General features: G+C 43.7%; 23 protein-coding genes. 7 read left to right on the forward strand and 16 right to left on the reverse strand.

The annotated features are described in order from the left end of the window. Window positions 1-36: 36 nt before the first annotated feature. The 14 genes from EO95_RS02695 to EO95_RS02755 form a co-directional block, all read right to left on the reverse strand. Window positions 37-2,097 carry a CHASE4 domain-containing protein gene (locus EO95_RS02695; protein WP_394297341.1) on the reverse strand — a complete coding sequence of 687 codons (2,061 nt, stop codon included), beginning with the start codon at window positions 2,095-2,097 and terminating at the stop codon, window positions 37-39. A gap of 563 nt (window positions 2,098-2,660) precedes the next feature. After that, complete coding sequence (locus EO95_RS02700; RefSeq protein WP_048131908.1) at window positions 2,661-2,909, reverse strand: KEOPS complex subunit Pcc1; 249 nt, start codon at window positions 2,907-2,909, stop codon at window positions 2,661-2,663. 224 nt (window positions 2,910-3,133) lie between these two features. Continuing rightward, window positions 3,134-3,607: an rRNA maturation protein gene (locus tag EO95_RS02705; RefSeq protein ID WP_048131909.1), complete on the reverse strand. Its 474-nt coding sequence runs from the start codon at window positions 3,605-3,607 to the stop codon at window positions 3,134-3,136. A gap of 5 nt (window positions 3,608-3,612) precedes the next feature. Further along, window positions 3,613-3,750, reverse strand: a complete 138-nt coding sequence (locus EO95_RS16935) for a DNA-directed RNA polymerase subunit P (RefSeq protein ID WP_011021777.1) — start codon at window positions 3,748-3,750, stop codon at window positions 3,613-3,615. Between the two features lie 30 nt (window positions 3,751-3,780). Beyond that, window positions 3,781-4,065, reverse strand: coding sequence for a 50S ribosomal protein L37ae (locus EO95_RS02710; protein WP_048131910.1), 285 nt, complete (start codon window positions 4,063-4,065; stop codon window positions 3,781-3,783). 159 nt (window positions 4,066-4,224) lie between these two features. Next, window positions 4,225-5,025, reverse strand: a complete 801-nt coding sequence (gene rrp42 / locus EO95_RS02715; protein WP_048131912.1) for an exosome complex protein Rrp42 — start codon at window positions 5,023-5,025, stop codon at window positions 4,225-4,227. Then, window positions 5,009-6,496: an exosome complex exonuclease Rrp41 gene (gene rrp41 / locus EO95_RS02720; RefSeq protein ID WP_048131913.1), complete on the reverse strand. Its 1,488-nt coding sequence runs from the start codon at window positions 6,494-6,496 to the stop codon at window positions 5,009-5,011. The genes rrp42 and rrp41 overlap by 17 nt, the downstream gene beginning before the upstream one ends. Window positions 6,497-6,574: 78 nt before the next feature. Then, window positions 6,575-7,357, reverse strand: a complete 783-nt coding sequence (gene rrp4, locus EO95_RS02725) for an exosome complex RNA-binding protein Rrp4 (protein ID WP_048131914.1) — start codon at window positions 7,355-7,357, stop codon at window positions 6,575-6,577. Window positions 7,358-7,368: 11 nt separating this feature from the next. Then, window positions 7,369-8,061 carry a ribosome assembly factor SBDS gene (locus EO95_RS02730; protein WP_048131916.1) on the reverse strand — a complete coding sequence of 231 codons (693 nt, stop codon included), beginning with the start codon at window positions 8,059-8,061 and terminating at the stop codon, window positions 7,369-7,371. Window positions 8,062-8,139: 78 nt separating this feature from the next. Further along, window positions 8,140-8,889: an archaeal proteasome endopeptidase complex subunit alpha gene (psmA, locus tag EO95_RS02735; protein WP_048131918.1), complete on the reverse strand. Its 750-nt coding sequence runs from the start codon at window positions 8,887-8,889 to the stop codon at window positions 8,140-8,142. A 1,115-nt stretch (window positions 8,890-10,004) separates the two neighbouring features. Then, window positions 10,005-10,367: an Rpp14/Pop5 family protein gene (locus tag EO95_RS02740; protein WP_048131920.1), complete on the reverse strand. Its 363-nt coding sequence runs from the start codon at window positions 10,365-10,367 to the stop codon at window positions 10,005-10,007. Then, complete coding sequence (gene rnp3, locus EO95_RS02745) at window positions 10,364-11,083, reverse strand: ribonuclease P protein component 3 (protein ID WP_048131922.1); 720 nt, start codon at window positions 11,081-11,083, stop codon at window positions 10,364-10,366. Before rnp3 ends, EO95_RS02740 begins: the two co-directional genes overlap by 4 nt. Continuing rightward, window positions 11,076-11,501, reverse strand: coding sequence for an RNA-binding protein (locus tag EO95_RS02750; RefSeq protein WP_048131924.1), 426 nt, complete (start codon window positions 11,499-11,501; stop codon window positions 11,076-11,078). The genes rnp3 and EO95_RS02750 overlap by 8 nt, the downstream gene beginning before the upstream one ends. Window positions 11,502-11,515: 14 nt before the next feature. Next, entirely contained in the window at window positions 11,516-12,106 is a 591-nt protein-coding gene (locus EO95_RS02755; protein WP_048131926.1) for a 50S ribosomal protein L15e, read from the reverse strand. A gap of 424 nt (window positions 12,107-12,530) precedes the next feature. Here EO95_RS02755 and EO95_RS02765 point away from each other — a divergent pair, with 424 nt between their 5' ends. The 7 genes from EO95_RS02765 (at window position 12,531) to EO95_RS02795 (ending at window position 24,580) form a co-directional block, all read left to right on the forward strand. Next, window positions 12,531-13,712, forward strand: a complete 1,182-nt coding sequence (locus EO95_RS02765; protein ID WP_048131930.1) for an acyltransferase family protein — start codon at window positions 12,531-12,533, stop codon at window positions 13,710-13,712. Between the two features lie 145 nt (window positions 13,713-13,857). Beyond that, window positions 13,858-15,729, forward strand: coding sequence for a DUF2207 domain-containing protein (locus EO95_RS02770; RefSeq protein ID WP_048131932.1), 1,872 nt, complete (start codon window positions 13,858-13,860; stop codon window positions 15,727-15,729). Window positions 15,730-15,780: 51 nt separating this feature from the next. After that, window positions 15,781-16,329 (forward strand): LemA family protein, encoded by a 549-nt coding sequence (locus EO95_RS02775; protein ID WP_048131934.1) that lies wholly within the window; start codon window positions 15,781-15,783, stop codon window positions 16,327-16,329. A gap of 478 nt (window positions 16,330-16,807) precedes the next feature. Next, the gene (locus EO95_RS02780; protein ID WP_048131936.1) at window positions 16,808-19,546 is read left to right on the forward strand and encodes a DEAD/DEAH box helicase; all 2,739 of its coding nucleotides are present in this window, start codon (window positions 16,808-16,810) and stop codon (window positions 19,544-19,546) included. 1,097 nt (window positions 19,547-20,643) lie between these two features. After that, a complete protein-coding gene (locus EO95_RS02790) occupies window positions 20,644-22,077 on the forward strand; it encodes an NAD(P)/FAD-dependent oxidoreductase (RefSeq protein ID WP_048131939.1) in 1,434 nt (477 codons plus the stop codon). A 1,160-nt stretch (window positions 22,078-23,237) separates the two neighbouring features. Further along, on the forward strand, window positions 23,238-23,465 hold the full coding sequence (locus tag EO95_RS18690) for a restriction endonuclease subunit S (protein ID WP_394297342.1): 228 nt from the start codon (window positions 23,238-23,240) through the stop codon (window positions 23,463-23,465). Window positions 23,466-23,848: 383 nt separating this feature from the next. Beyond that, entirely contained in the window at window positions 23,849-24,580 is a 732-nt protein-coding gene (locus EO95_RS02795; protein ID WP_156163956.1) for a hypothetical protein, read from the forward strand. Between the two features lie 178 nt (window positions 24,581-24,758). Here the strand turns inward: EO95_RS02795 and EO95_RS02800 are convergent, their stop codons facing one another. Next, window positions 24,759-25,037 (reverse strand): type II toxin-antitoxin system RelE/ParE family toxin, encoded by a 279-nt coding sequence (locus EO95_RS02800; protein WP_048131943.1) that lies wholly within the window; start codon window positions 25,035-25,037, stop codon window positions 24,759-24,761. Next, on the reverse strand, window positions 25,037-25,237 hold the full coding sequence (locus tag EO95_RS02805; protein ID WP_235282831.1) for a hypothetical protein: 201 nt from the start codon (window positions 25,235-25,237) through the stop codon (window positions 25,037-25,039). The genes EO95_RS02800 and EO95_RS02805 overlap by 1 nt, the downstream gene beginning before the upstream one ends. Window positions 25,238-26,039 lie beyond the last annotated feature (802 nt).

The raw sequence follows: 26,039 nt of genomic DNA on the forward strand, positions 1-26,039 counted from the left end.
TTTTTATTTAGATCCTTAAAGTGCATTCTTTAGTTTTCAGCCGTTTTGTTCTTTCGCACTTAATCCGGCATTGACGTCATATCTTTTATCGCCGTTTATCGGAATTGTGAAAGCAAAGGTACTCCCCTCGCCCGGACTGCTCCTGAACCAGACATATCCTCCGTGCAGGTTTACAATCTGCTTAACTAAAGAAAGGCCAAGCCCCGTCCCCGGGAATTTTTTGGAGGAAAAGGAATCGATCTGGCTGAAGGGCTTGAAGAGTTTGTGCTGGTCCTCAGCTTTAATACCGATTCCGGTATCTTTAACCGTTATTTCTACCTTGTCTCCTTTCATTTTTGCCCCTATTGTTACAGAGCTGTTTTCATGGGAGAACTTGATAGCATTATCAACGAGGTTGTACATTATCTGGGCAAACCTGGCCTCATCCGCACAGATGCTTGTAAGCTTGCTATCCATATCGATTTCAATTCGAATATTTTTCAGGTATGCGATTGGAGACAGGAGACTTATTATCGTGTTGAGCTTATTAGCAAGTTCAAACTCATTATAATCAAGCTTCAGTTTTCCGGCTTCTACTTTAGAAATATCCAGAATATCATTGATCAGATTCAGAAGGTGCTTCCCACTCCTTGAAATATTGCCTGCATACTTTAACTGCTTTTCATTCAACTCCCCGAAAACCTGTTCATACAGCAGGTCTGAGAACCCTATGATTGAGTTAAGTGGAGTTCTCAGTTCATGGCTCATATTTGCCAGGAACTCGCTCTTGGCATGGTTTGCAATTTCTGCTATTTGTTTTTCCTGATAAAGTTTTTCTACTGCTTTCCTTCCGGTAATGTCACTGCAGGTTTCCAGGACGCCTATGATCTTGCCATTATCGTCAGTTACCGGGATTGCCTGGACAAACCAGGAGTTGCCGTCCTCTTCAGTAAATTCCCCTGACTCCTTATTCCCTGATACAAAGATCTCTTCAAGCTGCAGGTGCTCCCCCAGGGGACCGCTCATACCCAGAATAGGTTTAAGGCGTTTTCCCGTTGCTTTTTCAAGATCCACATGCATATATTCAAGAGCAGCTTTATTTGCCCAGATGATATTAAGCTGAGGGTTTACGAAAATAACCAGCTCGTTTAAAGAATCAAGAAGGACTTTCTTTTCCCGCTCCTGTGCCTTTAATTCCTGATCTGCCAGGTCGATATCATTCAGCATCCCGTTTATTTCTCTTGAGAGGCGATAGAGTTCATCGTTGTCTTTGAGAACCAATCTTTTGGAAAGATCTTTTTCCGACCTGACTTTTGTAACGAAATTGTCAATCTCGATCAGTCTCGAAACGAAGAAACTGTCAAGTGCAAATTTAACTCCGACTCCTGTCACAAGCCCGGTTAGCAAAAGGAAAAAATACATATAATTCAGGGCTTTTTTTCCATTTAAATAGAGTTCTCTTGGGAAATCAGCTCTCATAATAAGGGCAGGCTGACCTGAAACGTCCTTTAACTCAAAATAACCTGCTATTTTTTCTTTGCTGATGGGTTCGACAATATTCCTGTCCGGAAACTCCGAAAAGTTTTTATATTTCATTTGAATCTCAGGGGGAATCTCCTGATCAGTTCTGTACATCAAAATGGAAGAGCAGGTAGTTTGATTGAAATAATCAAGAAGCTTACTGTCAAAGTACCTCCCGAAAATCAAAGTGCCCTTCATAGGCCCCTGATACTTTGTCGTAAGGATTGGATGGCAGGCAATAAACATGGGGTCTTCGTCGAGCAAAACACAAGTGCTTATAGTGTCGTTTTCGGATTTTGTGAGAAGGGTACCTTCTTCTACCAGTTTAAGAAGCTCTTCTGGGACCGGTCTTTCTTTTCCAGAATTAATGTCTACCGATTTTGCATAGACCACTTTCCCGGAATCATTCACATAAAGCATCACATTAACTTTGAGTTCTACAAGAGTCTCGTTCTGAAGGTCTGCATTTATATAATCCTGGTTTCCATCATCGATAAAACGGTAAGTATCATCCCAGCAGGCCCAGTCCTGAACCATGTTATCAAGATAACTCTGTTCGGTAGAAACCACATTCTGTACCTTTTCAACATCATTCAATGTGTTAGCCTGTTCAAACTCCAAAAAATTAGAAAGCTGCATATTATAGGTAAACGTAAACGTAACGGTTAGAACTGTAAAAATTAAAATTGTTATTATAAAAATTTTTTTACTAATATCTATTCCAGACACCCCAGAGACTATAGATAAAGAAAAGCTAAAGAGCAATATAATAAATACATTAAAAAGGTGAGGGAAGTATATAATAGTAGGGATACATTATAAAAAAATGTATAAGATAGTAACACTTATTAGTCTAATTTAACTTATTAATTATATATAAAAAATTTGAATGAATCTAAATAAACATATATAAAAATTTAATTATATTACAGGTGAAATCCACACTGTCCTCAATCATAGATTTTGGGTCCATGATTTACACACATATTTTGAGGACCCGGAGCATAAAAAGCAGTTGTAAGTATATTTCTTGTCTTTGAAGGTATATTCCTTGTCTTATCCCTTTTTGTGCCTGTTATCTGGTAAATCCGGGTATATGTCCTCTAGAGATGCAATTCTGGCGACTGAGCGCTGGTTGGCAGGTATGCTTCAGTTATGCTTCAGTTATCTTCAGATGTGACTTCAAGGACTTCCTGAGCGATCTGGATAAGCCTGAACCAGGTGTTCAGGGCAGAACGCAGAGAAACTGCATCGTCGGCTTTAACCGTAAGTACAAGGCAATTTGCACCTTCAAGGGACAGCCCTATTCTTGACCTTTCAGAGAAGTTATCATTAAGTTCTGGAAGGACAGCCTGATAGATCTTTTCAACAGCTTCGGTTTCAAATGTAAACTCTGCGGAAAGTTTCAAAGAACTCCTCCTGGGAAGAATCCGGGTCTAAAAATCTTAACTCTTAAACTGGCTATGGATTCTAACTTTATCTTTAAAAGGTTTATTCTGAAAACTTAACTCTTAAATCCGGGTAAGGAATCAGGAAAGTTGATTTTAAAATATAGTCCTGAAAATAGACTGAAATTCCTCAGTAACCTGAAATTCCAGAAAATTCAGAAAAAAGGGTTGAAAAAGGGGTCCGGTCAGTACTTTTTGAAACCTTTGACAGTAAGCTTAAAAAGGGACTTCCCGCTGCCCATGAAATCGACCTCTTTTTCTCCTGCCGCCATCAGTGTGGAGCGGGGAGGGAGCTGATCGACCTTATCACTTTCGACCCTGTTGAAATGGAAAAAAGACTCAAATGCGTCCGCAATCTCTCCCTGGCCTGCAAGCACCGGTTCAACATCTGGAAACCAATAAGAATCGATTTCCTCAGAATACCAGTCCGAAAACCTGAGGGAAAAAAGAAGCTTCCCTGCATCGTCATAAAAGCCGAGTTCCCCGGGATTTCCGTGGTACTCTCCTACAACTATGAGAGGCCCTCCCTCTGCAAACTCCAGAAGTTCCTGCATGCCCATCTTGCCGCGGGAAATGCTCCTGCCAGCAATAAAGCGTGAAAGAAGCTTGCAAAGCGTCCGGGTCTTTGCAGAAGGTTTACGAGAAGAAGTAACTAACATACTTCTTACTCGGCCTTGATGCGTTTGATGGTTGTAGGACGCTCTTTAACCAGGATCCTGTGTCCGCAATACGGACACCTGATGCCTGTGTACTCGTAGTCAATTTCCACTTTCTGTTTACATCGAGTGCACTTATAACCCATACAACCTCACATCCCTGAAAATTGTTTGTTTTACTTTGCCTCAGCAAGGTTCTTCATGGTGCGCAGCAGGGTCTGACCAACACTTGTGGAGGGGATATAGGTCCCGCCAGCGAAGGTGTGTCCGCACTTGCTGCATTTCCAGATCCCGGTTCCAATCCTTTTAACTGTAGGGCGGGCACATTTGGAGCATACATGCGGAGCTCGCATGCGTTCTTCCAGGTCTGCGACAAGCTTTCGGTCTTTTCTCCCGTACCTGGGACCAAACCTGCCTGCAGATCTGGAAATTCTTCCTTTCTTAGTGAATTTTTTTGCCATCGTTATAACTCCTTAAAATGTATTTAATCAAAGTGATAGAGCCCTTAACCGATCTATGGACTGTTAGCCCAGAGACCCGGGTTCTTCTATCACCTTAATACGTGCACTTAGACCGTAATACTGGCATTTAATATTTATAATTAATTAATCCGGCCTGATTTATTCACTTTTTGCAAGCCCTTTCAGGTAGAGTTCCCTGATTTCGGCTGCTTTTTCAAGTGCCAGGTCTATTGCCTCGAACAGTTCTGCCTCGGAAAGAGGGGCAGAACCCATTTTCTGCATGCCTGCTACAGATCCGTCCGAACTGGAAACTATGGTCAGTTTTGTTTCGCAAACTGCCTCCTCGTCAAGGGAGGGGTCTACCATCAGTTTTGAGCCGACCTTTGCAAGAGTTATACCAACAGGCATTTCTTTCATTGCAAGGGGCACATTCTCGCCCAGTCCCTGTTGTTCGTTCGGAACGACTGTGGTCATAAGGGCTGCAATTGCAGCAAGACAGGATGCATCAATGATATTTCCGTCATTGTTCAGGATATGGACATCTATAAAGACAATCCATACGGATTCTCCCACCGTTATGCAAAGCTTCTTTATATCAATTGCGCCTGATTCCCGGATTCCCCTGTCAACGACCCTTGCCATTTCGATTGCTTCTTCTCTTGGAGGCCCAGGCTCATATTCGGGAGAAGCTATCGGGTTAAGCTCAAGGTTGGTAATAATCACTCCTTCATCCTGAGAGTCTGGAAATGGAGTTCCTTTCTGAAGCTTTACACCTACAAGAACCTGAGTGTTCCCAAGGGTAACCTTTGCAGAACCTTCAGCTTTGGAAATAATGTTTGTTTCGAGCTTGAGCTCCCTGAAATCTTTAAACCCGCGCCAGTCCTGACGCTTTCCTTTGACCATCAGGCTGTAAATATAGTCCTTCTTAAGTGTGGCTATGATTTCACTCATCTTTTTCACCTCTGTTTCCGGCTTCAGAGGGGTCTTTTACTACCTTCCAGGGACCTTCGGATGTTTCTTCTTCAGGCTCTTCTTCAGGCTCTTCTTCTGCCTCTACTGCTTCAGTGGAAACTTCCCCGGTTTCAACCTCGGGTTCTACCTCTGTTTCAGGCTCAATAGTTTCTTCTGAGGCAGCTTCTGTTTCCTCAACTTCGGATTCTTCTTCAAGGGAGGATTCTTCTTCGACAAATTCCTCAGCTTCAGACCCGATTCCGATTTCCTCTTCGGCTTCTATGGAGACAGATTCTTTCTCAAGCCTGGCTTCAATTTCGTCAAACTCTTTGAGTTCAGGAGTACCTTCAAAAGAAGCTTCAAACTCAGCTTCGTCTTCAAGAGCTTCTTCTAAATCGTCCTCTAAATCTTCTTCAGATTCAGCCTCAAATTCTTCCTCTTCGGCCTCATCTTCGTCTTCAAGATCCTCGTCTTCCTCTTCGGCTTCGAACTCGTCTTCAATCTCTTCATCGAGCTCTTCTTCCTCTTCGGCTTCGAACTCGTCTTCAATCTCTTCATCGAGCTCTTCTTCGAAGTCAGGGATTACCTCAGTGGAAAGGACATCAGCTGCAGATGGTTCTTCTGATGCCTCTGCTTCGAATTCTTCAGTTTCCTCAACAGCTTCTTCAACCACTACTGCTTCCGAAACAGCCTCGGGGGCAGGCACGGACTCTTCTTTTTCGCCTTCCTTTTCAGTTACTGCAGCTTCTTCCGCAGTATCCTCAACAGGAGTCTCAAACTTCTTTCTAAGGACTGCCTGCTGAATTTCAAGGATCTCCTTGCAACCTTTCTTTACGAGCTCCATACCTTTCTTAATCTCTTCCGGAGTAAGGTGCCCGTCCATCTGGACAAGAGTAATTTCCCCGTCCTGGGTCATTGCTACAGGGAAGTCAGCGTCTCCGTAGTTATCCTCATCCTTATTGAGGTCAAGCACAATCTGCCCGTCAACCTTTCCGAAAGCACAGGAGGTAATAAGGCCCTTCATGGGGATTCCGGCATCTGCAAGAGCTATACTTGAAGCATTAATTGCTGCTGTCCTTGTCCCTGCATCGGCCTGAAGCACTTCCACGAAAATATCAATTGCTGTCTTCGGAAACAGCTCAGCCATAATCACAGGTTCGAAAGCTTCCCTGGAAACCTTTGAGATTTCGATGCTCCGCCTGCTGGGTCCCGGACGAGCACGGTCTTCCACGGAGAATGATGCCATATTATACCTATAACGGATAACTGCCGAATCTGCGCGCTGGCTGCGGCGGGGATGAGCTTCCCGGGGTCCGAAAACGCCTACCAGGATCTTATTCCTGCCCCATTCAAGATAACATGAACCGTCGGCTCGTGAAAGTACGCCGATCTCAATTTTCATGGGCCTTATCTCATCCGCACGTCTCCCGTCAAGGCGCAGCCCATCGTCAGTGATTAATTTATCAGGTTTATCACTCATACTTTAATCTCCAAACAACTCCTAAACCAAAATACTCTAGAGAAGCTTACCTAAAATCCTCTTGACTACATCCGGAATTTAATTCGTCGGGTCCAGCAGTACATCGATCTTCCTGTATATATCTTCGGAATGATCGTCCTGTCCTGCAGTCGCATCTTTCGTCTCATTTTGAAAAAACGTAACAGGCTTGGACTCTTTCTGTCTAATCCGTTCATTTTTCAAAAAATTGTAGATCCGGTCTGTTAATCCGGAACGCTGGGCTTCAACTTCGATTTTCCGGAGAGCCTTACTCAAAAGCTCTACATCCTCGTCCTTTCCATCGATCCATATTCTGCCGTTCTGGCCTACGAAAATGCTGCAGTTTGTTTCTTTCTTCAGCATGGAGATCATGGAACCGCCGTGTCCTATTACACGGGGGACTTTTACAGGCTCAACTTCGACAATCTGGCCTGTTTTGAGTTTATGAAGGCTCGGATCCCTCAGGGCAAGCTCGATTTTCATGGAGCTGTCTACATCTTTTACCCTGAGAATTGCAGAGTCGCCTACATTCATAATTTCAGGCATTTCCCGGGATTCGACTCTTCTCGGATATTCGGATACATGGAGCAGACCGTCATAAGGAGCTCCAATATTCAGTATCCAGTTGGATGGAGTAACCACAATAACGATCCCTATCACCACATCATTCACTGAGGGGATGTAAGCTCCCGCAAGTGGGATCACTCCAACTTTATCCTCTTTGAGGTTTTCAATACCGCAAAACGAAGAATAGATCTTGTTGTTCTTGATATACGTCCCGTATCCGGCTTTTTTCATTTCCTCGGATAACAGGTCACCAGGGATCACTATTTTTTTATCCATCCAACATCCTCTTATAAAAGTTTAGTCTGAGCCTCTCCCTTCGTGAGATGATTTATAAGAGCGTAAAAATCAGTCTGGACTCCCGCAGGAATCCGCACTACTGCAACCCATGAGCCGTCACGTTGCCATTCTTCCTTCGTAATGCTTCCGGCTTTGGAAATATCTCCGTATGCTTTGGGAGCATATTCGGGAGGGATTTTCACAGCAATATTAATTTCTTCAAAGCGTATCGGGATAAGCGGGCGAATGGCTTTCATTGTAATAGCTACCAGCTGATCTACGCTTTTTAAAGGGTCTATGTGCACCTTTGCCTCTTCCATCGCTCTTTCTATTCGTGCGGGAGGATGCGGTGCTCTAGTCTGAGGGTTTATAGCATTTCTGGAAATGGTATAGATAACCTTTTTCTTTTTCTCTTCAAGAATTCGTTTTCTCTGCTCAGCGGTAAGTTGAAGCTCTCCGCTCTTCAGGATCACGGCAGCAATCTCAAAGGGGTCGGTTGTCTCAAAAGAGTTGATTATATCAGACTCTGCTGCCCGATCCCCTCTGTTTGCATCTTCGAAGATAGTTTCAACTGCCAGAATGTCTTCGAGGTTTACTTCCTCTCCTCGCTTATAGGCCAGAGCCCCTTCGGGCTCGACCAGGACTTCGAAATGTTTACTGCCTCTTTTGAGCCGAGCAGTCACTGCCTCGTCCAGGGACACCATTTTCGAATACCTTCTCTATAACGTAAGTTTGAGATTCAGAAATTCTCTGATAACTCGTTCTTAAAATATTTATAGGTTTTATTCTTTGCTTTCAGTTCCCTTGTGTTTCTCAAGGATCTGCTGAACGTAGTTCTCAACTTCCTCAGGACTCAGTTTTCGGAATTTCTTGTCCTGAAGGGATACAACACCCACTTCAAGGGTTCCGGCATCGAACTTGCCTTCAGCTGCTTTATAGAGCGCGTCCATACCAAGGAGGATAGCAGCATCAATATTCATATCTTCCCTGTAGTCTGCCTCAAAAACCTCAACAACTGCATTTCTGCCTGCACCTATGGCTGTTGCCTTGTACTCGAGGAGAGCACCGCTGGGGTCGGTCTCAAAGAGCCTTGGCTTTTGGTCATCCACGCCGGCAATCAGGAGTGCAGTTCCGTAGGGGCGAACTCCGCCATACTGGGTGTAGGTCTGCTTGTGATCACAGATTTTCTTGGAGATAACCTCCACACCTATGAGTTCATCATAAGAAACCCTGTTTACCTGGGCTTCTACACGAGCCCTGTCAACAAGGGAGCGGGCGTCTGCCACGAGCCCTGAGGTTGCGGCTCCTATGTGGTCGTCAATCTGGAATATTTTTTCGATTGATGCGGCTTCCACAAGCCTGCTTGTTATTCGCTTGTCAACAAGCAGCACTACCCCATCAGCTGCCTTGATTCCTACGGCTGTTGTTCCCCTCTTGACCGCTTCGCGGGCATACTCTACCTGGAAAAGTCTTCCGTCAGGGCTGAAAACCGTAATTGCCCTGTCATAACCCATCTGTGGTGCCATCTGCATATTCCGTATCTCCTTGCCTTAATATATGTTCCATATTGTTTCAATTTTCCCGGCCAGAAACCGGTCATTTTTCCTAAGGGATTTCAAATCCGCAGAATCGTCAACTAAACCACCGCATGCCCAAAAAAGGCTTTGGTCAGTAAACGTTATTTAACCTGTGCGGATATCCCGAAAGCTCAGGAGCTTAAAGTCCCCGACCCAGTGTTCAGGTAAGGAAACCGATTATTGATTCCCTATAACGTATTTCTTCCTTATTAGAGTTTTTAGCCTTATACACGGGACTTTCAATCCTGACAGAGTTTTTTCCTGATGAAACCAGCGGAAAATATCCCGGTTACAGGGAGTTTAAAGGCACTTTTACCCTGCAAAGTACGTTTTCCAGACATAACCCGGATTCACGCACTCCAGTAAACTTTTTAACAGAGTATGAAGGTCCATTCCAATGTTAACTATGTCCGTTAATAAAGTGTATTTACTCAGTTATAATGTTTGTGAGAGCCCGGGGCTTTTCCGGCGCTTAAATTCAGATTTAGAACCTGTAAGGAAGAATTTACCTCCTGCAGGATTCCACCCCGAAACGCAGGGATACCTCCAAGCCCTCTCAGACAACTCATGAGTAAACTACCAGGAGTCCCGGCAAAGCTGCCCTTCTGTAAATCAGTTCTGCCAATCTATTATACTTTGTTACACTAATACTCATTCATTATAGCATATATTAGACAGCTTATTCGGCCGTTACTGAAGTTCACAACGGAAATTTTCAGCCTGAAGTATTCAGCAGACATCCTTAAGACTGGCTGATACCTGCAGACTTCTGTCACTGCTGTAAGGCAGATATCCAGTTCTTACTTCATATAAATAAGACCGGATATAAACGAGACCACATATAAACCCTCTGAAAACCCGGATCTCAGCTCTAACATTCCTGAGTCTCAGGTCAAGCTTTCCAGAACCTTAACTTTAGCTCTTTAGGATCCCGATTCCAGTTTAACAGAAGCTTAATTACAGCTTTTCAGAAGCTTAATTACAGCTTCCGGATTTTAATTACAGATCCGAGATTTTAATACAGCTTCGGGACTTTAAGGTACCTTTCCGGAAGCCGGTCCCGAATCCTTTCATTCCTGTATTTCAGGCTCAAAAAGCCTGTAATCCTGTAGAAACTTTTCCGTAGCTCCTTTAACAGTGCCTGACGCTCCCAGCACATGAAGAGTTGCCCTTTTCCCGTTAATCCGGGTCAGAGCAGCCAGGGAGGCTCTCGTTTCTTTTACTCTGGCATGGGAACACTGGAGAATTCCTATTCCGCCTTCAAATCCCAGCACCTTAATATCACAGTCGCTGGTTGTGACATCTCCAAGCAGCGATGAAGCAGAGGAAATAACTTCCCTTACAATATCGTTTCTGCTTGCAGGCTCTTCTGAGATCAGTTCAAAAGCAAGATAGCGCTTTCTAGCGCGGAGCGAAGGAAGCAGGCGTTTCAAAAGAGATCATCTCCCTCAAGAACTTCAATACCATCCCTTACATATCCAGGACCGGGGCGGTTCTTTGTGATAATTCTTTCCGGAACAATGCTTATGGCATCAAGAGCCTCGTCTTCTTCAAGCCCGCAGACCTCAGCAAGGGCAAGAGTTTCCATTGGGGAGCGCAGGTCAAAGCAGGACATAGCATCACTGCAAAGGACAAGGGATACCTCGTATTTTCTGGTAAGCTCAAGGTTTGCCTTAAGGTCGGACAACAAACGGACACGCCTTGAACCCCGGGAATGAAGAATAGGTCTAAGGGTGATACCTATTGCAACTCCATTTTCTGCAGCTGCTTTTGCCAGCACCTGGTTTAACCCGCTGCTCCTGTCAAAAGCCGGGTGGTTCAGAATGTCTACCCTGGGGTTTTCGAGCGCAGCCCTGTTGACTGCTTCGGACCCTCCGTGCACAATCAGGACATCCATTGAATTCCTGAATTTTCCGATCAAACTGTGTAATTTAGAAGGGTTTTCTTCCACAAGCTCAATTCCCCTGAAGACCTCAAAACCCTCTATTGAAGGCAGTACTGGCTTTTTATCAGGGAGTTTATCGGAATGGTTAGCAAGGGCAATCCCGTCGTATCCGAAATGCCGGGCAAGGGAAACCAGTTCCGGAGCAGTATGGTCCCCATCCGGAGCTGCATGAACGCAAAAATCATAAAACTTCGGTTTACCCAAATAACTCCTCCACTATGGCTCCGGCTTTCTCCCAGTTCCTCGGATAGGTCTCGATCTTGACCTTTGCAATAATAGCATCAGAAGAGTTAGTCAGTTTTACCTGCTGCAGGTATGCAGCCTGCTTGTCAAAGCGGAGGTGAAAAACCGTATCATCGTCCAGCCTCTCAGGCATTTCTTTCCTGAGCATTCCCACATCTTCTTCCGAAAAGTTTTCCCGGACAAAATGGGCAAATTTCAGGCATTCTGCCTTCTTTTTAAGCTGTAAGCTAAGGATAGTAATTGGATTTCCATGGTGCCCTTCAGCCTCAAGCTCTTCTATGAGCTTATCTCTGTCCTTTACGCCAGCACCTAATAAAAAAAAGTCCAGAGTCTCGCGGACTCTGGATACGTCTTCGGTTGCGTGGGCGATCACACGCATTGTTATGTGATGAATCACTTGCCTCGACTCTGATTTGAACGGATGCTCGGCCTGGTCTTTTCAGTTCCCTTGCCGCGTGTAGTCATGCCTCTGCCCTTCCTGCCGGCACTGGTTTTGCCTCTGGTAGCTCTGCCCCTGATGGATGAGTCACAGACCCAGTTCAGGTTCTTGTCGCTCTTAATTACAGGGTGGTGCGGGTCTACAAGGATGACTTCAAACCACTTGTGCTTTCCATCTTCCCCTACCCAGTAGGAGTTCAGGACTTCAAGGTTCGGGTATTTGCGATCTGCACGGGCTTCAGCGATCCTCTGGATGCTCATTCCGCCTGAGATCTTATTCGTCCCCATCCTCTGGGTTCTTCTTCCACGCTTTGGTCTTGATTTACCAAGCCCTCCACGGCGTACATTCACTCTGACAACGACAATTCCCTGCTTGGCTTTGTATCCAAGGGAGCGTGCCCTGTCAATCCTGGTTGGTCTTTCGATTCTGGTCACGGAACCCTGCTTCCTCCAGACCTGGAGGCGCTCCCAGCGGAGCTCGTTCACGTATGTCTCATCAGGGTTTTTCCATGCATCACGTATATATCCGTAAAAAGATTTTGACAATTTAAACACCAAGTTTCACTTATGTTTCATGGTTCAGCCCTGCCTGCAGGACCACATTCCAACGGGATCTAATCCCGAAAATGAAACATGCGATACAACTGAATCATCTGATTTAAAGCTTTGCCCCTTCAAAAGCCCTTTAAAAGCAAAGAATCCGCAAAAAAGAGATACAGAGGTGCGGGTAAAGCTCAGGGGAAACCTGGAAAAAGATTAAATTAAATACCAGGATGCTATAGAAAAAAAATGGAAACTAATAAACCGTGGTGGAAGTTCTTGTAATATTCGGAAACAACTTCTACTTTAGATACTATTCAGTTTCCCGATGTTGCGTGGAAGTTCTTGTAATGTTCGGAAACAACGTACACACAATGAGAATTAACAAAATATTATTATATTGTAAACACTGTTTACATCCCGGGTTAATATGAGGCTTCACTGGATTGACGCTTTAAAAGGAATTGGAATTATGCTTGTAGTGTTTGCGCACCACAGCTTACCTGTAGCGCTTGATACTTACATATTTTCTTTTCACATGCCGCTCTTCTTTTTTATTTCCGGTCTGCTGTTTGACTTTGAGAAATATGCAGGATCGGCTGCAAATTTTGTAAAGGGGAGATTCAGGTCTCTTATTGTGCCTTACTTTTCTTTTGCACTACTCACTGGCCTATTTTACTTTTTGCTGGATGCAGGATTTCAGCCCGGAGTCACGAATATTGAGTTTTTCGAAAACAGTACTCTTTACGGCATCTATTCCATTCTGTACGCACTTGGCCCCCTCGTCTCTTATAATCCACCTCTCTGGTTCCTGAGCTGCCTATTCGTAACCGAGATTCTCTTTTACGGGTTTGCAAAGAAGTATTACGGGGAACCGCGAAAACTTGTACTCTGGCTTATTGCAGCCGGTATCGTCGGGTATCTTTATGCGGTTTATGCACCTTCCAGGCTGTTCTGGAACGCTGATGTAGCTCTCTCTGCCGTGGTCTTTTACGGAGCCGGAAATTTATTTAAAAAAATCACAGAGCCGGAAAAAGAGTCTGGATCTGGCTCAAGCCTTAATTCAGATTCAGGGCTGAGTGCAGGTTTGAGTCAGAATGCAGATTCGAATCTGAGCTCAAGTTCGAGCCTTAATTCGGGTTCGGGGTTCAGAGAAAAGTTCGTCCGGGCTGAGAAGGTTTTCCCTGTGGTTTTTATCTTTCTGAACCTGCTGTATCTTGGATACCTTCTGGAGTTCCCTACAACCGATAAGGTCAACATGAACGTGCTGAAATACGGAGGCTTCTTCTCGTATTATCTTCTTGCTTTCTCAGGGATCTTTGCCTTTGTTTATCTATTCAAAAAAGTCGGAAGTTCAAGAATCCTGGAATATTACGGAAGAAATAGCCTGATTGTGCTTGCGCTCCATTTTCCTATAAAGGATGTCCTGACAAAACTGGCACTTCTGAGTTTCGGGGTCGAGCTTGAGTATTTCTATTACAATGTGGTTTTTGCTCTGAGCTTAACCGTGCTGAATCTTATTTGCCTGGTACCTGTGATCTTCATCATTAACAACTATTTTCCCTTCATACTGGGGAAAAAGAAATCTTCGAAGGCTTTGAAAGCTTCCTGACCAGGTTCAGGAAGCCTGTAAATAAATAAAGCTGATCTGTCGATTCTGAAAAATAGTAAATATCTTCAGCCGAAGACTTTAAGATCTTAATGACCTTCGGAGAAGATTAATATTTTAAAATTAATACCGAGTTGGAGGAATATGGTTGCGGCTTTCAAAAGGTTCTATTGAACCTGGTTCTGTTGGACCTGTTAGAAAAGCAAGTATTAAGTCTGCGTTTAATCCTGCGGCATTGAAGATAACTATTCTTTTGCTGGTCCTTCTCTGCCTGGTACCCTCAGCCAGTGCAAGAGACTATGCACTTGAAGGAGCTGCGACGAATATAACTATTGATCCCAGCGGCTTAGTCCACGTTGAAGAATCGATTTCCTACACATTTGAAGGAAATTATCAAGAAGTTTTTAGAATACTCGAGGTGTCCCCCGGAGAATCCATCCGGAATATCCAGGGATATTGTTCTGAAGAAGCATGTAACTTCAGAGTAGAACAGACTTCCGAAGGATACGAGTTGATAGGTGAGCTTCCGACCCCAACCCCAAAAGAAGTGACTTTTTTTATTTCCTATGACCACTATGGTGCAGTCAAGGTCCACAGCGATGTTTCCGAATTTCATTATAAGCTGTGGGGTGAAGAATGGGAGAAACCTCTTGGAAGCTTAGAAGGAAGCATTAAGCTCCCTGTGGAAAACGAAAATGAGATACAGTACTGGATCCATCCGACCGGTTATACTCAGGACGCGAGTTTGGAACAGAATGTGCTCAATTTAAAGACATCCGAAATTCCCTCAAATAAATGGTATGAGATCAGAGTTGTTTTCCCAAGAATTGAATCTCCCAATTCCAGCCTGGTCCAGGTAGACAATGAAGCAGGCCTTGAAAAAATAAAATCCATTGAGAATGAATATGAAATGAAAGGCTGGATCTTAAAGGGTCTTTATAACCTGGCAATTGTATTTGCAGTCTTTGCCCTGGCATTTCCCTTCATCATTTATTTCAGGTATGGGAGAGAGCCAAAAATAGATTATGAGGCAATATATGAGAGAGAGCCTCCTACTGATTCCAGCCCTGCCGTAGTTAATGCCATAATGAAGGGGAATATAGGTACTCCTACAATGGACGGGTTTACAGCCACGGTCATGAACCTTGCTAACCTTGGTTATATTACTCTCCACACTGTAAAATCAGAAGAAAGCAGGGCATTGGGCCTGTTCAAATCCGAATCTGAAAACATTTTAATTGAACTTGTCAGTCCGGACTCCTCCGAGATAGCTAACGGAAAACTCCCCAAACTTGCAGATTTCGAAAAAGATGTGTTCAATTTATTGAAAAAACATGCTTCCGAAAATAAGGTCTCCTGGGATAAACTGAAAAAAGAACTTGGAAAGGGAACCGATTTCTATCAATTTGTGCTGGCCTGGAATAAAAAAGTTGAAAAGCATATTGTAGTTGAGAAACTCTTCCGGTCCACAGGGAACACATATATGGGAATTTTCGGTGTGGCAACTATAATAGCAGCAGTTGTTTATTTTGTTGTAATTTCCAAATATTTCCCTTCAGAATCATTTCCCCTTGCATCAAATGTGAATATACTGGTGGCTTTAGTTGTAGTCTTCGGGATAATTATGATAATTTTCTCCGGAATGTTCGAAAAGGTACTGGGAAGCTGGACCCCTGAAGGAAGGCTCTATTATGAACGCTGGGATAACTTTAGAAAATATCTCACCGATTTTTCTGCTCTCAAAGAGCATCCGCCGGAATCAATAAAGATCTGGGACTCTTACCTGGTGTATGCAACTGCTCTGGGAGTCGCAGAAGAAGTCCTTAAAAACATGTCTTTAGTTGTTCCTGATGAACAGCTGAAATACAGTCACTTCTACTATGTACAACACAGTTACAGCCAGTTCGGGTCCGGTTTTGGGAGTGCCTATTCGGCATCAGCTCCATCTTCAAGCGGAAGTGGAGGCGGGGTCGGCGGCGTGGGCGGCGGCTCAGGTGGCGGCGGCGGTGGTGCAAGATGATGCCGTGTAAATGCCAGGTTAAGTACTTTTGATTAGGAGATGGTGATCTATATGATAGTAGAAATTATGGTAATAGTAGTAATAATTCTGGGTTTGCTCTTCGTTATAATTTACAATGACCTTATAAAGCAAAGAAACAGGGTAGAAAATTCCTGGGCTCAGATAGAAGTCCAGCTGAAAAGGCGTTATGACCTCATCCCCAACCTGATAGAAACGGTGAAAGGGTATGCTAAACACGAAAAAACCCTTTTGGAAAACATTACAAAAGCAAGGGCTGCAGTAATGTCTGCAAATAATGTAAATGAAACTGCAGAAGCATCCAATTACCTCTCATCTACCCTGAAATCCCTTTTTGCAGTTGCAGAAAACTATCCGGACCTGAAAGCCAACCAGAACTTCATGCAGCTCCAGAAAGACCTCATGGAGACCGAAAACAAAATTGCCTATGCAAGACAATTTTATAATGATACCGTTATGAAATATAATATCAGTATTCAGACAATCCCTAGAAATATTGTTGCATCTTTGATGGGATTCAAGAAAAAAGATCTATTTGAAACCCTGCAAGCCGAAAGGGAAGTTCCTAAGGTCGAGTTCTAATAATGTACACTGGTTCAGGTTACTGAACCAGTTTACTAATTTTCGATTTCTTTTACTTACTGTTTTTTGTGTGTTTGTTATCAGCTTCACCGGCATTTTTATCTGTTAGGTTCTTACACGTATCCCGGTCTTTTCATTTTCTGGTTTTTAGAAACGACATGATATAGCTAATATTGTTACGACGAGGCAGAGTTCTGGATTCAAAAATTTGAATTAAGAAGAGAAAACGAAGAATCTTAAAAGTGCAGGTGGTACGCAGTCAATAGGTTAATATTATCCAAGGGCAAGCTGGAACGGCATCTTTCATATCTTTTGTCCCGCGCCGCTCCCCCGCCTGGGCCATTGAGCTTCGATCAAATTAAAGCGTAATCTTCATCCGCACTGGGAAAATTAGATCTCAAAATATCAACCCTCCGTAGTGGATTAACAGAGTATAAGGTATAATAAAAATTGGAAAAATAAAAAGTGGAGCCGAAAAATGGAGATTTCCCGCCTGCTGAATGAAATAAAAGCTTCCAGCCGATATGAAAACCAGATAGTTCATATTGAAGAAAAACCTGCAAGGGACGCCCTTTATTCACCTCTTGAGCTGAAGGAGCAGATAAAAACTGCCCTTTCAGGAATTGGAATCGAATCTTTATACTCCCATCAGGCTGAAGCGATCGAAAAGATCCGGGAAGGAAAAGACATAGTGCTCTGCACAAGCACGGCAAGCGGAAAGTCCCTTACTTACATGATCCCTATTTTTGAAACTGTCATGAAAGACCCTGAGGCTACTGCCCTTTATATATCTCCTCTCAATGCCCTTGTAAACGACCAGTTAAAAGCCTTCCTTGAATTTGAAGGGGCACTGAATTCCGGAGCAGGCATAGCCCGTTATACTGGCGCCCTGACTGCAGCCCAGAAGAGAGAAATCAGGGAAGGACAGACTAATATTGTTTTCACAAACCCCGAAATGGTACATATGAGCTTCCTTGCCTGGCACCATCTCTGGAGACGCTTTTTTTCAAACCTCAAATTCATTGTTGTTGACGAGAGCCATTACTACAGGGGAGTTATAGGGAGTAATATGGCAAACGTGCTCAGACGGCTTCTCCGGGCTGCTGAACACTATGGGGCTTCCCCACAGTTTATCTGCTGCTCGGCAACCATAGGAAACCCGAAAGAGCATACTGAAACCCTGCTGGGAAGGGAAGCAGAAGTAGTTGAGAATAACGGCTCTTCACACGGCCCCCAGAAATTTGTGTTCTGGAACCCCCCTCTTTACCTGAACGGAAGGGGAAGTACAGTAAGGAGAAACAGCTTTTCCGAAACCTCAACCCTTTTTACGCGGGCAGTCCAGGCGGGGCTCCAGACCCTTGCCTTTACGCGGTCAAGGCAGGGAGTGGAGCGCATGTATAAGAGCTGCAGGGAACTTTTGAGGGAACGCGGCCTCGCTTCCGCGGTCTGTTCTTACAGGAGCGGCTATTTTGACAGGGAGAGGGAAGAGATCGAAAAGAAAATGAATTCGGGAGAACTCAGGGGCGTCATTTCCACAAATGCCCTTGAACTCGGGATAGATATAGGAGGGCTTGATGCCTGCATTCTTGACGGCTATCCCGGCACGGTTATGAGCGCAAGGCAGCAGGCAGGAAGGGCAGGCAGGAGCGGGAACGAAAGCCTTGTCCTTATGGTAGCCGGCACAAATGCCCTTGACCAGTATTATATGAGAAACCCGGACGACTTTTTTGCAAGAAGCAGCGAAAATGCAGTGCTTAACCCTAAAAACCCCTATATCCTTGCAGGGCACCTGCTCTGTGCAGCAAAAGAAATCCCTCTCAGGGTATCCGATGAAAAGTACTTTGGGAAAGGGTATCCAAGAGTTGTTGAGCTTCTGGAAGCCGAAGGGCTGCTTGCAGGCAGTGACCTGAAGTATTCCACTGACCCTTTCCCTTACAAACAAGTCTCCCTGAGAGGGATAGATAATAATACGTACTCTCTTCTTACTTTTGAAGGGGAAAAAAGCTTTCCTATCGAAAAAGACATAGAGGAGACCCTGGCTTTCCGGGAATGCCATCCGGGTGCGGTCTACATACACAGGGGAGAACCTTTCTACATAAACAGGATCGACCATGAGAAAAAGGAGATCCACGCCATAAGGGCTCACGACAGCTACTACACAAAACCCATGATAGATTCGTCAGTCCTGGTGCGGGAGACATATGCGGTAAAGCCTCTCCGGCACGCTCCCGAAGTGGAGGTCGGGCTTGGGGACGTGGAGGTAACGGACACGATTATAGGGTACAGGAAAATCCGGACCCACAGCGACGAGACCATGAGTGCCCATGACCTTGAGATGCCTCCGATAACCCTTCAGACAGTTGCCCTCTGGCTTAAGCTCCCAAATAGGCTGCAGGAGCTGATCGAAGAGCATAAGCTCGATTTTGCAGGCGGGATCCATGCTGTTGAGCATGCGATGATTTCCATGTACCCTCTGCACCTGCTTGTGGACAGGAGCGATGTGGGTGGGGTTTCAACTCCATCCCATCCTGATCTCGGAGGCAAAAGCGGGATCTTCATCTACGACGGGCACAGGGGAGGAGTCGGGTACGCTGAAAAAGGCTATGACCTGATTGAAGAGGTCCTCGACGGCACCTTAAAAGCCATTGAAAGCTGCCCCTGCGAAAGCGGCTGCCCTGGCTGTATCCAGTCCCCCAAGTGCGGGAACAATAACGAACCCCTTGATAAGCACGCTGCAGTCATGCTTTTGCACGAACTCCTGGGAAAAGCCCCCTACATCCCCCCTGAGAAAAAAGAAAGGCACCTCTCTGAAGCCAGAGCCCTGAAGCAGATCCCGGAAAAAAAGGACTCAGGGGATGCCCTTGACAGGGTCAGAAGGCAGCTCAGGCGGGAGACCATAAAACAGGATCCGCAGGCAGGGCAGGAGAAAAAGGAAAAGACCTTCATTGCCACGGACGAAAATGGGGGAATGATAGGAGTCATCTCTGCCCCTTCCCCGGAAAAGGCTGCAGCAAAAACCTTTCACCACAAACTCGCAGGGCAAAAGGAAGCTACGAGAGAAAAGCCCATTGATATCCGGATCAGGGACCTTGGGGCAGGCAGCGACTACCACTTCAAGGTCTGGACCGAGCTTTTCAAAAGCACAGAAAAGGGCGCATCTGATACGGAAGAACAGAAAAAGGCTGTGAGGAAACTGGTTATTAGAAGAATGAACTGAGGAAAGGAATAATTTTCAGACTCTTTGACCTTCCTCATTTCAGGCCAAATTTCAAATAAGATTTCATCAACCCTGCCTCTTATCAATATTAATGACCTGAACTAACAGCCCGGACTGTTAGCTGAGAACTTAAAATCCCCATCCGGATTATTTTTAATTGCCTGTTTTATACAGTTCCGGTAGCCCCTGATTAACCGTATATATAATTCAGAATATCCCAAATAGAACATCTGATTTTCTCCCTCGCGGCACACAGGGCTGTAACCGACTTGCCAGTCAATAAATACGTCCTCTGACCCCGAAAACCGGTTTTCAAGTTCCACCAATATTTGTAATTTGGTCCTCTTGAGCAGAGCTCACTACTAAAACCCAAAATAGTCCTCTTGAGCACAGCGAAAAGGATCGCGTACTGTTGCGATTACATAGCAACTCCCAGGAAATCTCTGGTTTCCTGTGATCCCGAGACGCAATTCAGGCGAGGCGCAATTCGGGCGAGAGAATATATTTTAAAGAGACTTCGGGATAATTATTTACTTTTCATACATATATTTCAGTGAGTAAATGAAAGTTTTTTATACTGTGTGATACATATAGTTAGGTAGTGGGAAAGAATATTAAAATAGTGGGAACAGGAGGAGGATTATTTGCAAAAGTTGTTTTTTCTGATGGTGTTTGCCTGCCTATTTATGGCCTTTATGCTTGCACTTTCGTTCGTCAATTTCCAGTGATTGATCAGTACACGGATAAACACTGGTAACTGAAATATGAACATAAAGCCTATCAATGAAAGGGTCTCAGCGTAGATACTGTCCTGAACTTGGGGAATGCTTGAAGAAAGTAACCTGTGGAAACTCACGGGCACGACTTCTACACCCCTGATACGGACTGAAGCGGCTTTTTGCCGAAGAAGTTCGAGACCCTATTCATCGGAGGCGGGTATAGCATGGAGGTGGTGTAAATATAAACAGGAAATATAATAATGTGCTAAAAACGGTGGGGAATTAACAGAATTTCATAACGAAATTTATATTGATAATCTTAAAGAAATTCACAGGTTATTCCGGTGCTTAACGTTCAAAATTCCAGGGGAGTTACCCATGGGTGACGAAAACCAGGCTGTTGAGAAGGAAAAGATAGGCTCTGCATATGATGTAGTAATTATAGGGGCAGGGCCGGCGGGGATGTTTGCAGCTTACGAGCTTGCGGCCGGGAAACTGAAAATTCTTGTTATTGATATGGGCAGGGACATTGACAAACGCCTGTGCCCCATGAAAACCCAGAGCTACTGCATGCACTGCACTCCGTGTGAGATCATGTGCGGGGTTGGGGGCTGCGGGACGTTTTCTGACGGGACCCTGAACCTGCGGCCTGATATAGGAGGAGACCTTGCAGCCCTGACCGGAGACCAGGCAGAAGCCTGGGAACTGGTGGACAGGGTTGATAAAGTTTTCCTTAAATTCGGAGCTCCTCAGGGTGCTCTCCTTACCGAAGGCCCGGAAATAGAGGAGTTAAAACGCAGGGCTGCCTCGGTCGGAGCCCGGTTTATAGAGATCAAGCAGCGGCATATAGGTTCGGACAATGCTCCTGCAGTCATAGGGCGCTTCAAACAGGACCTTGTTGATAAAGGTGTGGATTTCCTGATTGAGACCGAAGTCCAGGACCTGCTTGTTGAGGGCGGAACGTGCAAAGGGGTTATACTCTCAGGCGGAAGAGTTGTCCGTGCGCGTTACGTGCTCCTGTCGCCTGGAAGAAGGGGCTGCAACTGGGTCTCGGAAATGATTGAAAAACATGATCTTGAAGCCCGTTACGGAGGGATTGACATAGGAGTCAGGGTAGAAGTCCCTGCAATTATTATGGACCCTGTAACGAAAATCAACCGGGATCCCAAGTTCCATATCCAGAGCCACCGCTATGATGACTTTGTCAGGACTTTCTGCACAAACAGGCGCGGCTTTGTCGTAAAGGAAGAATATGAAGACTTTATTGCGACCAACGGCCATTCGATGGCAAACACGGAATCCGAAAACACCAATTTCGCATTCCTCGTCCATATCGAACTGACCGAGCCCATGGAAAACACAACCAAATACGCCCGTTCAATCGCAAAACTCGCAACAACGATCGGCGGAGGAAAGCCTGTCCTCCAGCGCATGGGCGACCTCAGGCGCGGACGCCGTTCTACAAAAGAGCGCCTTGCCAAAAACCTGGTTATAAACACCTTAAAAGATGTCACACCCGGCGATATCTCAATGGCTCTCCCGCACAGGATAGTCATGGACATAATCGAAGGCCTTGAGACCTTAAACGAGATCATTCCCGGCGTTGCCTCGGACTCAACTCTGCTTTACGCCCCTGAAGTCAAATTCTACGCCATGCATCTGAAAGTTGACCGCCTGATGGAAACCAGCATCAAAAACCTCTTTGCAGCAGGAGACGGAGCAGGGCTTTCAAGGGACATAGTAAATGCCGCTGCGACCGGAATCATGGCTGCAGAAGGGATTATGAAAAAGGTTAAAGAAGATATTAAATAAAGGTCAAAGAAGCCGAAAAAGTAAATTGCAAAAATTCTAAGGTTGAAAAATGACTAGAAAAATATTTTAGTTTTTTTGTTATTTTATTAATTTTGTTTTAAAAGAGGTTGCGTTCCCATCTCAAAAACCTGGAAATTCCGAAAGGAGTTAAAAGATTTAACTTTTTAACTTTTTGTTTGGGAAGAGGTTTGAGGTATTTTACTTGTGGGGTGAGAGTTTTTCGTTTTTAATTTTAGTGTGGGGTAAATCTTTTTGGAGTAGGTGTTTGTTTGCTACTGGGGTGTTCAATTGATGAGAACGCAATTCATACTATGTACTTGAGGTATATATTATTTTTAACGCATAATCGCAACGCAGGCATATAATCATTAGCGGATCATATAACCTTTTATTTAGTAATTTAATATTATATAGATTGTATAATTTGGACTCGATACCAAAATCCAGTGATGAATGTAAAATTGAAAATCACTAGATTTTGGAACAGAGTCATAATTTGATCTAAAATAACAAAATATAAAAATTAAAAAAAGGGCCAAAAAATGCTGAAAGTGGTCATACCTGCAAGAATATCAAAAACACCAGAAATTAATAGTTAAAGTAGTGAACTACACTGAAAATTACTTTCCGTCTACGTGATAGGATTGAAAAATGACTAGAAAAATATTTTAGTTTTTGTTTTGTTATTAATTTTGTTTTAAAAGAGGTTGCGTCCCCATCTCAAAAACCTGGAAATTCCGAAAGAGTTTAAAAGATTTAACTTTCTTATTTTTAGTGTGGGAAGAGGTTTGAGGTATTTGACTTGTGGGTTGTGGGTTGAGAATTTTTCGTTTTTTAATCCTTTTAGTGTGGGGTAGATCTTTTTGGAGTAGGTGTTTGTTTGCTAGTGGGTGTTCAATTGATGAGAACGCAAGTTATACTATGCATCTGGAGTATATATTATTTTTAACGCATAATTACAACGCAGGAATATAATCGTTAGAGAACCCGAATAACTTTTCGTTTGATAGTTTAACCTATTCTCGCAGGTGCGACATTAGATTTTGAGAATTGTTACTGATGACGTTTCCCACATATTGGACAAATATATATTTAGTTTGAAGCTGGTAAACATATGACCCAATTCGGATTACTTTAGAAAAACACAAATTGAACCAGAGATCACTCAACAATGTGGGCAAGCTAATTTAAATGGACCAAAATTAAAGAACTCTTTAATTCCTCTTCCACCCCTCGCCGAACAAAAACGCATCGTTGAAAAAGTCGAGCAGCTCATGGGATTGTGTGATAAACTCGAATTAAAACTGAGAAAAGAGAGGGAAGATAGTGAGAAACTTATGGAAACGGTTGTGAAGGGTTTGTTAGAGGGGGCTGCTGCCGAAATATAAAAAAGAAGTTATGAACCCACCTAAAACCATATTCACTGTCTCGAACCTGCCTTTTCACCGAGCGAACGCTCGGGACAGTCCGAAAAAGCACAAAAACAAAATAAAAGGTTTTTACAGGCAGAATTCAGTGAATTTTTCTTTTTTTTAAAAACGGGACAATAAGCCTACTTTATTTCTTTATTTGATATTACGGGAAAGCCGCACTGCATGCGTGACAAGGTCCGTTAAAGACGCTAATGATGTTGCTCCGGCTTTGATCTTTTCATAACCAAAAAGAAATAACTGTATAAATTAAGTTCACTGAAAAAGAATTATCTCCTTCTGAGATATATCCAGTATAGTCTTGAAAACAGCTAGATAATTGGAAGTTGGTCATTGATAAATTGAGCAAACCCAAATACGTAAAATTTCCTGTAGGTATAAACAAAAGATTCTTGGATGACGTTTGTTACGAGTTGGATAGGGACACTGACGCGTTAACGATAACCTCAGAAGGAAATTTTTATGATTTTCCTAAAGAACGAGCTCCTAACATGGTCAATAGTTTAGGCCTGGAAAAAATCAAGACTGTAAAAAAAGTGTCAATACTATTGGCAGCATCTTCACTTTTGTTATTACTCTTTCTGCTATTTCTTAGACAAACTTTAGAAGAGGCTTACTGGCCTTTATCAATTATATTATTTCTGGCATGCATGATGTTTTTCTTTGTTGCCACAGATCTTTATAAAATCGAGAATTACTACAACATTTCCAGATGTAAGAAATGCGGCCGAGATTTTGCCTACGAGGAAATAAAGAAATCTCTTATCAAAAAGGTAAGTACTTACGATGATTATGAAGAAACAGATACAAGATACTTTAAATGCAAATATTGCAGTGATGAAGATCTCAAGATAAAAAGTCTACTCAAAAAATCTAAATCCAAAGCAAGGAATATTTATAGAAATGAAAAAAACTGCAAAGAATGTGGAAAAAATTTTGCTTTAATAGAATACCGAGAGGCTGATACGCACCTGGAATCTTTTGACACTAGAAGAACAATCAAACACTATAAATGCACACATTGCGAGTATATGGAAATCAGCATAAAGGACGACTACGTCACCACAAACTGAATTAAAAAGCCAGTGTGCGCCTGATAGCTATGAAAATGGTTATTAGGGGGTTTGTTAGAGTAGATTTCTGCCTAAAAATAAAAAGAGAGTTGCGAATCTTCGCCAAAAATAAGTCCTCTTGAGCGGAGCGAAAAGGACCCCGTGCTCCCGACGCGGAACTCGGGCGGCAATTCGGGATTCAAAGCCAGTCATATCCTCTTTCTCGTGGAATTATATCAAGAACTAAAACAGTATTTTCTTCCACTGCATAGATAACTCTATAATCTCCAACTCTTAAACGGTATAGATCATCTCTTTTTTTCGTTCCTTTCAGCTTTTTTATGTCGGAACGGGATCTACTTTTAAAAGGGTCTATTTCCAGACTTTTTATCCCTGACTTTAACCTCTCTTTCGTCTCGGGATTCAAATTTACCAGAAACTTTACTGTATCAGGATGCAGCTTTATTTCGAAACTCATCAGACTTCATCCAGACTTACAAATTTCTCTTTTTCTTCCAGTTTTTTGTACTGGCGCTCCATGAATGTCTCGTAGTCAACTTCATTCATAAGGCGTTTGAGGATGTCGTTGTAAGTTTCCCCTTTCATACCATACTGTTTCAATCTGTCTCTTACGTCTTTTGTAACTGGAATTGTGGTAGCTTCACTCATAATGCTCATTTTAACTATTATACTTATAAGAAGTTATAAGTTACTATTAATTACTTTTAAATAGCGGTCCTGAAAACTCTAATCAAAACTTGTAAAGGCACGGGAAGACAGCGAGAAACTTATGGAAACGGTTGTTCAGGTCTGTTAGATGGAGCTGTTGCTTGAGAAATAATGATAAAGTTATGAATCTTCGCCAAAAGTTAGTCCTCTTGAGCGCAGCGAAAAGGACCGCGTGCTGTTGCACTTGCAGTGCAACTCCCAGAAAATCACCGATTTCCTGTGATCCCGAAACGGAACTCGGGTGCCGAAGCGGAACTTGGGAGACGAAACTAAGATGGAAAAGAGAATTAAAAAGATATCTGTAATATGGGGATTGGGCATCTGGATATTGGGGAGTTGGGGGGTATGGGGGGGTTATTAAAAAGAGTTAAAAACAAGTCTTTAATGACCTTTCCAGATGCCCAATATTCTAGTGGATTTAATGATATATATAGTTAAAGATTAGTCGTTTATTCGTGAAGTACCATCACGGCAACTGGATATGATTTGCAGGCAAAAGATTTAAACTAAAAATAGAACCAGAGTTGTTCTAAGTCCTCTTGAACAAAGCTCACTGCGAGAAACTATAAATTAGCCCCCTTGAGCAAAGCGAAAAGGGCAGCGTACTCCCGAGGCGCAATTAGAGAAATACAGCCTGTAATTTTGTAGCTTAGTCCTCTTGAGCGCAGCGAAAAGGACCTCGTGCTCCCGAAGCGAAACTCGGGTGCCGAAGCGAAACTCGGGTGCCGAAGCGAAACTCGGGTGCCGAAGC

Source organism: Methanosarcina sp. 1.H.T.1A.1 (assembly GCF_000979295.1).
In the GTDB taxonomy this organism is placed as follows: Archaea; Halobacteriota; Methanosarcinia; order Methanosarcinales; family Methanosarcinaceae; genus Methanosarcina.